Raw genomic sequence first — 12,341 nt, forward strand, 5'->3', positions numbered from 1 at the left:
GATAGCTCCGTTGTTGTCACTGACACACCCCCTACCCCCTCTCGAGAGGGGAGAAAGATACTTTCAGTCACCGTAATCGGGGGGATGGCGGTATGTTGCGGATGGATTTTCTGGCAGCAGAAAGGCTATTACCAGGGGTATAAGAAATGGAATACATTGAAGATGTTATATAATAGCAAAGCTTATGAAGCGGCGGCGGACGGGTATGAAGAATTGGTGCCGCTACTGGGACATAAGCCGGAACTACTGTTTGAAGCGGCGCAATGCTTGAGTAAGACGGAGCGGTTTGCAGAGGCGAACCATTTGTTGGAACGGGCGATGAAACTGAGTGGTGATCCGATGATACATTATATGGCGGCAAAAAATGAACAGGACCTGGGAAATTATCAGAAAGCAGAAAATTTATTGCTACATGCAATAGAAATACTGCCGGAACGGATATACCCCTATTATCTGTTAACTAAACTATACTCGGAAACGGCTTTCTTTCAAGAAGATAAGTTTATCAAAGCAGCTGATGCCGTACTGACAAAAGAGCCGAAAGTGGAGAACACAGCTATCCGCGAAATGAGAACGGAAGTAACTAAGTTAATAGATGAATATAATAACCATATTATCTCAGATCATAATAACTCCTTATAAATTTAAGGATTCAGGATTATCATTTGATATCCTATACCTCGGAGGGGTTCTATTTCAATGACAGGTATTTGTTTCAAATGTATTCGTAAATGCCGAATCGCATTAGCTACAGCATCACGATCCGTTTTAGATAATCCATTTTTTATCGATCGAGACAATACATCTATGCATATACTTTCATAAGTCAATTTATGTTGTTCTACTTTTATGAAAGAACAAAATAGTCTTAATGAATTCTCTGTCAAACAGATATTCACGTCATTCCTATAGCATAAGTCACCATGTTCTTCATTAAAAAACAAATCTTTAGACAATTCCACCCACTTAATTGTCTTATCCTGGATTAATGGCTCAGGAATTGGTAACCGTTTTTCCTTTTCCAGCAATTCTTGTTCCTGTTGTTGCAGCTTTTCTTGTTGCCGTTGCAGTTCCAATCTCCGTTGCTCCTGCTGTTGATTTAATACCAGCCGTTCTTGCTCTTGCTGTTGTAACAGCAATTCTTGCTCAGTAATCTTGTGCATCTTTCGATGCCAAAAACAGTAGCCGCCAATAATCGCACCTAACAACAAAAGCCCCAAACCTGAAATCATCCACATTAAATAACTGTGTCTCCAAACTGTTTCAAAAGGGAGTTTTATATAAGCTTGTAGCGTAATATTCCTATCTGGATTTTCATCTATCCGATAGATTAATAATCTTAAAGGAAGCGCTTCTTTATAAAAAGTACTATCTGAAGAGGTATTAATAACACGACCATTCCATACACAACGAATAGCTGTATTTGCCTGAATTTTACGGTCTAAAAGTGTAGTCCGAAAAAGACTATCTAACAAAGTTCGGGTGGAATCACGATAAAAAAGGAAATCCTGATCACACCATTCTGCTTTCTCTGCACCTGAGATTTCATTAGGAGAACTCTTGGGATTATAGTTCCCGAACTCTCGCTCTATTTGTAACGTTTTTTCTCTCTGCAACACATCTGCAAACACAAGAGATGACTCTGAGCATAATTTATTCAGCTGTATATGGAAAGCACTCCACAACCACCAGCCAAATAAAAAGGTCAGCCCCACACAACTTAATATCACCCCAATTTTTTGTCTCATACCTGAAATCGTCTCACTTTACTCTTGACTACAGACCAAGTTTTCTGACAATTCGCTGACACCCATGCTGTAATTCAGACAATTACCAACAAGTTATCCTCTACTACTCATTAAACCGTTGTCTAAGTTAATTTTATATCTACTTTTGCATTACATATCTTGCTGCTATTAAAGTAGTTTCAAGAGACAAATATATTAAAACTAATTTAACAAATAAGATAAACATGAAAAGAAAGACTATTAAATCAGGTATCATTTTCCTATGTCTACTGGGAGGTATTCATTTTTACTCTACACAGTCCCCCCAAAACGTATTAAATGATTTGGCATTTGAAAATATCGAAGCTTTAGCCCTAACAGAAGAAGACCCTGAAGAAAACTTTAAATGTTATGGTTGGGGAGACATAGAATGTCATGGTAAAAAAGTAGAAAGAAAAACAAGTGGCTTCAGATAAAAATCATCTATGAAAAAGTCCCTATATATATCACTTATAGGTATTAGTTCATTAATCTCCTGCGGTGGTTCCCATGACCCCTTATACCCTCGTTATACAACTTTTCCCGATGAGAGAACAGTAGCCACGCAGGAGATTTCTATTGATTCTGTCTTTTTCCGTTATCCTTATCGGGTAACGGTAAAGGATAGTATCGCTGTTATTATGGATTTACATAATGATAGCCACTACTTTTATTCTTTCACTTATCCCGACTGGGAACCTATAGCACCTTTCGGCAAACGGGGAGAAGGACCGGAAGAGATGCTTTCTGCTGAAATGTTTCAATTTTGTTCCCCGGATTCCATCTGGGCACTCGATGCAAACAAGATGCAAATCACACGTTGGGCAATTTCTATTACCGAAAAAACGGTATCTCGCGTAGAAGAAATCGCATTAGATAAGAATCTGGTGCGTTCTTTGGACTTTCATCGAACAGATTCAGTCTTTTTGATAACCGACTATCTGGGAAATTATCGTTATCACAAAGTCAGTCATAGTGGCAAACCTATCAAAAATATAGGCAAAATACCTACCGAAACCAATTATGAACAAGATATACACCCGGCTTTAGCGCAAGCTTGGCGTAGTTTTACAGACTACAATCCGCAAAACGGAATATATGCAATGGCTACTCAATTAGGAGAGACCCTTGAAATATACAACCTGAAAAAACATACGCACAGCGTTGTATACGGACCTGGCGGAGAACCGAAATTCAAAGAAAAAGGAGGAGAAGGTTTTCCTACCGGAATAAAAGGTTTTATGGATATTCAAGTCACCGACCGATACATTTATACAGTTTTCGATGGAATGTCATGGAAAGAGAGGGAGGAATTTTACCAACGTGGCGAAGCACCGCCAAAAGGAGGACATTACCTATATGTCTTTGACACAAACGGTATCCCTCTACGAAAATATACATTAGATAAAAATATTTTTGGCATCCATATAAACGAAACAACAAACACTTGTATCGCAACGTGCGTAGAAAGCAATAATCCGATACTGACTTTTAAACTATAATGAAACAGATCCTATTTATATTAATTCTATTACCTATCTTCTTTTCCTGCAAAAACGAACAGAAAGAGAAAGAAAAACAAATTGCACAATTGGTCAATGAATGGCAGGGGAAAGAAATCAAATTTCCAGACAATCTCATTTTTACCCGCTATCTGACAGATACTACTAATTTTCAGATTCCGCAGTCCGAATATAAAGTCTTAGTATATGTCGATTCGATAGGTTGCACCAGTTGTAAGTTGCAACTACACAAATGGAAAGAATTGATCGAATATACCGATTCGGCGACACAAGGAAAAGTTCCGTTTCTCTTCTTTTTCCACCCGAAGGATACAAAAAAAATACGTTATCTGTTAAAGCGTGATGGTTTCGATCGCCCTATTTGCATCGACTTGGATGACCAACTAAACAAACTGAACAAATTCCCGACAAATATAACTTTCCAGACATTCCTGTTGGATAAAGGCAATAAAGTTACCGTATTAGGAAATCCGGTACATAATACGGCAGTGAAAGATCTGTATCTGAAACAGATTACAGGCAAAGACAGTCCGAATAAAAATATACTTAAAACGACAGCCGAAGTAACAAAGACAGAAATCGACTTCGGAACCTTCGATAAATCGGAAGTAAAAGATACAATCATAGAAGTAAAAAACGCTGGAGACAATCCCCTCGTGATAGTGGACGTAAGTTCCACCTGCGGCTGCACAGTAGCCACCTTTGACAAACGACCTGCGAAACCTGGAGAATCCCTTCGGGTAGGAATTAAGATGACTCCGAAGGACACAGGATTCGTCGATGAAGTCGTAACAATTAAATACAATAGTATTAACAACCAACCCGTCAAGGTAAGAATAAAGGGGAATGTTCGGTGATCGAACGAAAGGGAGTTTGCTGCATCCCGACAAAGAATGTACAAGCAAACTCCCGGAGACCCCAAAAAGGAGGTGTATGATGGTAATATAACCGACAAAATAGAATGGTACAGGTATCCATTCGACTATCTAAATCCGAATAGAGTAGGCAAAGATAGAAAATAGCCTAATTAAACAACAAATAAAAAAAATTAAACAGATACAAATATGAAAAAATTATTTGGTATCATAGCTATCGTAGCCATAGTAGCTGCAGCAAGTTGGAATTACAGCCAAAGTCTGAATGAAGTGGAATTGTCAGATTTAGCACTGGCTAATGTGGAAGCGTTGGCTTATAGCGAAGGAGGCATAACTGGTGATTGCAATTCATCTACTGTAATAACAACAGAATGTAAAGCTGTTTGCATATGTGGAACTATTTGGTATCCATCACCAAGAGTACCAAAAGCTGTTGCAGCAAATGTAAGTGGAAGTTGTCCTAGATGTGGTAGTACACATTGGAACGCATATCATTAAATATCTACATCCTAGAATAGGTGCTAAAAATATTAGCGCCTATTCTAGGATTAATTTATATTACTCACTCCAAAAACACCAGTTATGAAGACATTAAAAATACAACATTTACTCGTAATAATATGCATTGCCATCTTTTTCATTCAATGTAAAGACGAAAAAATATATTATAAAGCGCCTACATTTCTCCAAAAATACAACGCTAAAGTTCAAATAATCAATAATGAATACCTTTTTCGTTATGCACATCAACCACAAATATTTGATTCAATGCTAATTATTGGAGACATGAGTGCAAATGATAATATCTGTATTTTTAATCGAAATAATGGGAATTTAATAAAATCATTCGGTAAAATAGGTAATGGTCCTGAAGAACTTACTACTCCTGTTACATATTCAATAGATAAAACAAATGGATATTTATACATAAATGATTATAGTAGAAAGAACATCGTACAATATAATCTCAAAGAAATCAAAAATGGACAGAATATAAAAACTAGTTTCATTAAATTATCAGAAGAAGTCGAAGACAGAAACAGAATTATTTTCATAAAAGATTCTTTATTCATCAGTGATGGATTTAATGATCGTTTAGCATTAATAACACCAAATAAAATCATAAAAACATCAACAAATAGTCCTAATATACATAATAAATTTGAATTCGACAAAGATTGGTTTGCATTCACACAACTATATACATGTATGGCTGCCAGTCCTAATGGAAAAAGGTTTGTTTCAGCCACCATCATAGGAGGAGTATTAGAAATATATAATATTGAAAAAGAAGATATAAAACTTTACAAAACTCTTTACTTATATGAACCTATATTTGATAAGAGAGAACATGTTTTTACCCCAACTCAAGAAACCATATATGGCTTTTGCCATTTATCTGCAAATAACAATTTTTTTTATGCAACTGCACATGGCAAAATATCTCCAACCACTATGCCCAATACTATTTGGAAATTTGATTGGGAGGGAAATCCTGTTGCTAGTTATACATGTGAATACTGTATTGAAAATTTCACTGTTGATGATAATAATGATTTGATATATGCTACTATTTACGATGAAAATGGAGAACAAGTTATAGGAATTATTGACATAAAAAACGCAACTTTAATACAAAAATAATATTTACAATATATCAACCAAGATACACTTTTCTACACCTAACTAATAGACACTTATCTTTTTTGACAAACCATCATTGTACAAACAACATAATTTGTTCAGCCATGAAAAATAAATTTTATATCTTTTTTTGTTTATTCTTGCTTATTGCATGCAATAAAAATAAACAAGTAACTCCTATCAGTACAACATACGAGTTACTGAATGATAATATTATGATTTCCACTCCTGGATTTTTCAAAATAAGTGGTGATTATTTATATCTTAGTGATTTAAAATCTGCAGATTCAATAATACATATTTTCGATACCAAATCAGGAAAACAATTAGCGTCTTTCGGTAATATCGGTAACGGTCCAAATGAATTTACAGCTCCTATCATAAATACCGGATTTGATGGCACAATTTCTATTTCTAATGCTGGAACACCTCGATTAGGAATACTAGATGCAAAAAAGTTATTGATAAACAATGAGGGTTACAAAGATTTATCACCTCAACCTATTACCGACTCACAAGCTATGCAATTCATAGATGAGAATACATATCTATACTTATCTCCAGAAAAAGAAAACACTCTTTTCAAAACAGTGGATAAGTCCACTAATACTACTATTAGCTGGGGAGCATATCCCATCAAAACAGAAATGAAATATATGAATTATAAAGATGCATATGAAGGAGAAATAAATTATGATTATTACAACAACTACCTATTATTGAAGTTCATAAGAGTTCCTCAGATTATATTATTCAAAAAAGATGGAGACCAATTCAAACAGTTAAAAACTAAAAATCTTTCGAAATACGAATACGACATCAGAGACAACAAGATGGTAATAAACTATTTAGAACCATGCAGAACAAAAATGGTATCACTGACAAAGGATTATATTGTACTACTTGACGATAGTAATATAAGTATAGAAAAAAGAAAAGAAATGAAGCGTCCTGTACTTTCAAGGCGTCAACTAATTCTTTTAGATTATAAATTAGAAGAACAAAAAGTGATTGATTTGAACAAAGATATATATCTTATTGCATCCGATTCACGTTTCAACGATGTATATTTAGTTGTCGCAGATCCGGATTATTCAATCATAAAAATAAAATTATAATACCATGAGCAACAAACTCCAAGGCTGGTTAGCCCCTAACACACTGACAGAAGACCCGAACGACCGGATATTAGTTCTAAACTCTGCCGGTACAGTAGATAACGAACAACTCTACAAAGACACCGGGGTTGTGTCAGGAAACTCTCGTTCACATAATAAACTACTACGAATGCATCGTGGCACGAGCTTTGATGAACGGGCACAATGTTAATATTGTTTTTCTATGTCGTACCCACTTTACCGGACTTGTTGCGACATTGCAAACAAATAAATTTAGAGAATATGAAAAATATATAATTAACAGATTCACCACTTAATAAAATAATAAAATCATGAAAAAAAAGATCTTCGGGGCTGTACTTATTACAGTTATAACGTTTGTAGGCTGCTGGAACTTTAACCAGAGTAAAAAAAAGGCTCTACTATCAAATTTGATTCTAGCCAACATAGAAGCGTTAGCTCAATCAAACGAATCAAGTACTGAAGAAAAAGGGAAATCTCCCGAAACAAAAAGATGTAAGAAAACATTTCCCGATGGGACATTTACATCAAGTGTAGAAAGGGTTTGTACCCCTTCATGTTCTTCTTGTACTTGCACCCCTGTACCATGCGGTGAACCTTTCTATAATTAGGTAGAATATAATTAAGGAATAGGTCATTAAACAAATAACTTATTACTTTCTCTCTAACAATCTAAAAAGACTTTCTGTATTATGAAACACTTATTATTCTTTGTAATAGTGACTTTCTTCTTATATTCTTGTAGCAATTCAAAAACAAGATCCATCGATAAAGAGGATTTACCAATTGATAATATTAATATTCAAAACATTAATATCAAACTAACTGATTCTGCTTTTAGACATGTCGATAACCTGTTACACACAGAGTCATATACAATTCTATCAAATGATGAGCCACTAGGAATAGTAGAACGTATTATCATTGAAGACAGTTTAATCTATATTTTAGACAATATGCCTAAAATCGTATGTTTTAACAAGAAAGATGGTTCCATTAAGTGGAAAATAAACAATCGGGGAGAAGGTCCAGAAGAATATGGAGAAATAATAGATTTCACAATAGACAGAACATCTAAACAGCTAATTGCTTATGACGGTGGAAAAAGGAGATTGACAAAATACGATTTATTGTCTGGTGAATATATATCAAGTACTACTATATATGATATCATACCAAAACAAATTGCTTTTGCTAACAATGGCATCTTTTTCGATAATCATGACCACATGAACTATCCGGATAAGAAGGAATTACATTATTCATTACTCTATACTAAGACTGGTTCCAAAATGAATAAATCATTCTTCCCTCATGACAAGGTTTCTGATTACAATTTCAATTACGGAGACGGACATCCTTTTTTTTATGAACAAAACAGGATCCTTTACAATCCGCGTTTTAGCAATATAGTTTTTGAAATTATACCGGAAGGTCTAACCCCCTTATACAAAATAAATTTACCGGATTCATTACCTCTAAAAATAATAGAAGAAGGTATTTCACCACATAAGTTAATCGAATCCAATTATTCATGGGGTATTTCAAATATTTTTGAATGCAGTAATATCCTATATTTCTGGTTTACCAAAAATGGTAGATACTATACTGTATTTTATAATCTGCAAAACAATAAATTGATCTATGGAGGGAATAGAGTTTCAAATATACCAACAAAAGATTTATTGGTCTACTATCCTATATCCGGTGTTCATAATGATACTTTTTTCTCATTGGTAGAACCATTCACTATCATTGAAAAGAGAGAAATAGCTCCGGATCTTTTCCCTGAAAATCTGATGAAAGTAAAAGAGGAAGATAATCCCGTTCTATTTTTTTATAAACCCGTTCACAACTCATTCACCGTTTCTCAATAATTATGATAGAGCATATGTTCAAATATACAGGCAGAACAAACTGATATAGAAATCGTGGACAAATAGTAATAAGTAACATCCAATACAAGCAATGGGGTAAGAAATCAAATCCGGTTTTAGTTTTATTTTCTATTAAATAAAAGAATATGATAAAGCAAACATTTTTTTTATTCTACAGTACAATAATCATCATCTCATTGACAGCATGTCATGCCCTACCTGATAAACAACTTAAACAGGTACTCATGCTGGCAGGAGATAACCGAAGTGAATTGGAAAAGGTGTTGGCTTATTACAATGATAATCCGGAAAAACTCGCTGCTGCCCGTTTTCTAATAATGAATATGACCGGTCATTCAGGCGTTAACCAATCAAATATAGAAAAACTACAACCTTTTTATTTGAAGTACGTAGATATATCAGAACAATATAATTGGGAGCGTTCATCCGAATGGCAAAAAGAAATCGACACTCTTTGGAAAAATGAGAAAACAAAAATTCATCCGTCTTTATTTAATAAGAAAACGGATATCCAAACCATTAAAGCAGACTGGCTTATCAACGAAATAGACCGTTCTTTCAAAGCTTGGAAAGAGAATGTATATACACAGAACGATTCGTTCGAAGATTTCTGCAAATATATCCTTCCCTATCGCTTTGCTGAAGGAATCTGCCTGGACGAGAGCCGGGATACCTTTTACAAAAGACATGCTCATATATTCAACGATATTAATAAAGATTTCAGAGTAGTGAGTGACTCTTTACATCAAATATATAGCGACCTTATGCATAATAATTGGGCCGCCGCATCCATGCCTATCTGCAATGCTGCCACTTTCGAACAAATAAAACGAGGCTCCTGCGACGATAAAGCCTGGTATAATTGCCTGATGATGTCCGCTCTCGGTATGGGAGTTGCTATCGACTTCGTTCCGGAATGGGGTAACCGCGCCGGTGGACATAGCTGGAACAGCTTGATTGTTGAAGGAAAAACATACCCGTTCGAACCTTTCTGGGACGATGACCGGTGGAAATACAAAAAGATTTATAATAATGAGTGTTTTGACTTGAAATGGGGAAAATTCAGACTACCTAAAGTGTACCGGCATACTTTCGAACATTATTTTTCCGGCCCACTAGGAGATAAATCGGTCGCCAGAGAAGACATTCCTTCTTTATTCAAAAATCCGTTTATGAAGGATGTTTCTTCACAATATTTCCAAACAACGGATGTAAAAATAACTATTACCGAGCCTATACCCGAAAATACACGCTATTGCTATCTATGTGTTTTCGGTGCGAAAGAATGGAAACCCGTGCAATGGGGAAAAATAGCATGGAATAAAAAAGTGACATTCAAAGAGATGGGCAGAGATGTCGTTTACCTGCCTATGTTCTATCAGAATGGTGTTTTGACACCTGCTGCACCTGCCTTTATTTTAAACCAAGACGGCAATTGCGAAAAAATGGAATGTAAAGAGGAAAAAATGCCGGTTACCGTACGAAACTATACCGCTTATCTGTACCCTGAAGAGATTGCCGAAGCGAAAGAGACGCTGGTCGGGGCTTATCTCACAGGATGCAATGATTTGAACACATTAACCGCTGACACCTTATATATGATGACAGACAGCATGGATACATGGGATAATGAAATCACTCTTCCTGTTCCTCAAAAATATAGATATATACAATTAATATCCCCAAAAGACTCACTGGCACTCAGTGAAATATCTTTTTACGAACAGAATAAAGAGGATAAACCGATTCAAGGTGTAAAAGTTTCAGCCGACATCACACCGCTTAGCGATGGAGAGAAACTGGACATGGTTACCGACAGTCGGTCTGCTACAGGTTTCAGAGGTAGATTCAACAACCCGGAAGATGGGAAAAATATACTTTGGTTTGATTTGGGTAGCCCCAGGTCGATCAGTAAAATTTCATATATCCCTTATACAAAAAATTATTTACCTAAAGATATAGACATAGAATTATGGTATTGGAACAACCAATGGGTTAAAGGTGGTAGTTTAAAAGGTGACTATAATTTTATGACTTTTGAAAATATACCTGAAGGGACAATTTACAGAGTAAAGGTGAAAGGAACGAATGATCGGATCTTTACCTATAAAAACGGTATTATTCGTTGGTATTGATATGAAAAAGCATTGGAAAAAAATAATACAATATACAGTTGACGTAACCTTTTGGCTATGTATGCTGGCTACGGCATGGTTCGCCACTCAGGTCTTATTTTTTGCCTCTTTCAAAATTCCTAGCGATTCGATGGAGCCGGAATTAACTACCGGAGATAATATCCTAGTCTGGAAACCGATCATCGGCCCGCGTATATTCAACCTTTTTGCATCCATGCGAAATGAACAAACAAAAATTTACCGTATCCCTGGTTTCAGGGATATTAAACGTAATGACATTTTAGTCTTCAATTTTCCACATCCTAGCAGTTGGGATAAGATTGAAATGCATATCCTCAAATATTATATCAAACGGTGCGTAGGATTACCTGGCGACACATTATCAATACAAAACGGTTTTTTTCATGTAAACGGAATAGAAGTACCTCTTGGTAATCCGGATTCACAAAAAAGAATAGCCTTTACAGAAAAGTTTCAAGACGGTATATTCCATAGTTTCCCCTATGATGGAACTATCGGTTGGAATATCAAGGAGTTCGGACCGCTACATATTCCGGCCAAAGGAGATTCGATCCGAATGAATCGGACAAACTTTGTTTTGTATAAGAAGCTGATTGAATGGGAACAACAGGGGACTCTTGAATACAAGGATTCTACATCTTTTCTTAATGGAAGACCGATTGACAGTTATCGTTTCCTGAAAAACTACTATTTTATGGCAGGCGATAACGGCATGAATTCACAGGATTCGCGTTATTGGGGAATGTTGCCGGAAGAATATATCGTGGGGAAAGCATGGATCATATGGAAATCTGTTGATCCGTATACGGAAAAATTCAGGTGGGAACGGTTTATGAAAATAATTCATTAAAGAAATTAATCATGAAATACAATCAATATATAAGTTACTCATTACTCGCCATCAGTGGTGTCTTTCTGTTGTGCACCGTTTTTGCCACAGACACAGAGTTGACTAACGGACTGATCACAGGAAAGGTTCTTTGGTTTCATCTGGTGATGTTGCTGTTGGCTGCATGCAGTCTGATGGCGGCTGTTATGACGAAACCGGTAAAACCGCTTATCTTTTCGGTCGCAGACGGATTAGTGCTTGTTTTGGCAGCTATCGTTGCGCTCACTTATAACTGGCAACTGAATCCGGAACCGGAGAAAATGTTGTTCGGAGGACAGCTGGTCGTACTGTGGTTTCTGTTGCGATTTATATTTACCGGGTGGCCTCAACTACGATTGTTTTTCCTAACAGCGATCGTTGTAACCGGATTGGTCGAAGCTGTTTTGGGGATGCGGCAGTTGCATGGCTTTGAAGGCTCTAACCATTCCCTGTTCAGGCTGACCGGGGATTT

At 36.0% G+C, this 12,341-nt stretch carries 12 protein-coding genes and 2 pseudogenes; 13 read left to right on the plus strand and 1 reads right to left on the minus strand.

The features are described from left to right. Window positions 1-642: CDC27 family protein (locus tag DWW23_RS25905; RefSeq protein WP_199664180.1), on the plus strand; the 642-nt coding region annotated here is incomplete at its 5' end. A gap of 2 nt (window positions 643-644) precedes the next feature. Here DWW23_RS25905 and DWW23_RS25910 read toward each other — a convergent pair. Next, window positions 645-1,748 carry a hypothetical protein gene (locus tag DWW23_RS25910; RefSeq protein WP_122357350.1) on the minus strand — a complete coding sequence of 368 codons (1,104 nt, stop codon included), beginning with the start codon at window positions 1,746-1,748 and terminating at the stop codon, window positions 645-647. A 224-nt stretch (window positions 1,749-1,972) separates the two neighbouring features. Here DWW23_RS25910 and DWW23_RS25915 point away from each other — a divergent pair, with 224 nt between their 5' ends. The 12 genes and pseudogenes from DWW23_RS25915 to DWW23_RS25970 all read left to right on the plus strand — a co-directional run. Next, window positions 1,973-2,203, plus strand: coding sequence for an NVEALA domain-containing protein (locus tag DWW23_RS25915; RefSeq protein WP_122357351.1), 231 nt, complete (start codon window positions 1,973-1,975; stop codon window positions 2,201-2,203). A 9-nt stretch (window positions 2,204-2,212) separates the two neighbouring features. Continuing rightward, window positions 2,213-3,268 (plus strand): BF3164 family lipoprotein, encoded by a 1,056-nt coding sequence (locus DWW23_RS25920; RefSeq protein ID WP_122357352.1) that lies wholly within the window; start codon window positions 2,213-2,215, stop codon window positions 3,266-3,268. Then, entirely contained in the window at window positions 3,268-4,146 is an 879-nt protein-coding gene (locus DWW23_RS25925; RefSeq protein WP_122357353.1) for a DUF1573 domain-containing protein, read from the plus strand. Before DWW23_RS25920 ends, DWW23_RS25925 begins: the two co-directional genes overlap by 1 nt. 207 nt (window positions 4,147-4,353) lie before the next feature. Continuing rightward, window positions 4,354-4,536: pseudogene (locus tag DWW23_RS27085) on the plus strand (NVEALA domain-containing protein); the annotation flags it as partial. 210 nt (window positions 4,537-4,746) lie between these two features. After that, complete coding sequence (locus tag DWW23_RS25935; RefSeq protein ID WP_122357355.1) at window positions 4,747-5,808, plus strand: BF3164 family lipoprotein; 1,062 nt, start codon at window positions 4,747-4,749, stop codon at window positions 5,806-5,808. Between the two features lie 104 nt (window positions 5,809-5,912). Continuing rightward, the gene (locus DWW23_RS25940; RefSeq protein ID WP_122357356.1) at window positions 5,913-6,926 is read left to right on the plus strand and encodes a hypothetical protein; all 1,014 of its coding nucleotides are present in this window, start codon (window positions 5,913-5,915) and stop codon (window positions 6,924-6,926) included. 4 nt (window positions 6,927-6,930) lie between these two features. Next, window positions 6,931-7,137, plus strand: a complete 207-nt coding sequence (locus DWW23_RS25945; RefSeq protein WP_199664181.1) for a hypothetical protein — start codon at window positions 6,931-6,933, stop codon at window positions 7,135-7,137. 121 nt (window positions 7,138-7,258) lie between these two features. Continuing rightward, window positions 7,259-7,558 (plus strand): NVEALA domain-containing protein, encoded by a 300-nt coding sequence (locus DWW23_RS25950; RefSeq protein ID WP_122357357.1) that lies wholly within the window; start codon window positions 7,259-7,261, stop codon window positions 7,556-7,558. A gap of 81 nt (window positions 7,559-7,639) precedes the next feature. Beyond that, a complete protein-coding gene (locus tag DWW23_RS25955) occupies window positions 7,640-8,824 on the plus strand; it encodes a 6-bladed beta-propeller (RefSeq protein WP_122357358.1) in 1,185 nt (394 codons plus the stop codon). A 146-nt stretch (window positions 8,825-8,970) separates the two neighbouring features. Then, window positions 8,971-10,980, plus strand: a complete 2,010-nt coding sequence (locus DWW23_RS25960; RefSeq protein WP_233564464.1) for a hypothetical protein — start codon at window positions 8,971-8,973, stop codon at window positions 10,978-10,980. Between the two features lies 1 nt (window position 10,981). After that, on the plus strand, window positions 10,982-11,851 hold the full coding sequence (gene lepB, locus DWW23_RS25965; protein ID WP_122357359.1) for a signal peptidase I: 870 nt from the start codon (window positions 10,982-10,984) through the stop codon (window positions 11,849-11,851). Between the two features lie 11 nt (window positions 11,852-11,862). Then, window positions 11,863-12,341: pseudogene (locus DWW23_RS25970) on the plus strand (hypothetical protein); the annotation flags it as partial.

The sequence above is a fragment of the Parabacteroides sp. AF14-59 genome, from assembly GCF_003479515.1.
Classification (GTDB): domain Bacteria; phylum Bacteroidota; class Bacteroidia; order Bacteroidales; family Tannerellaceae; genus Parabacteroides; species Parabacteroides faecis.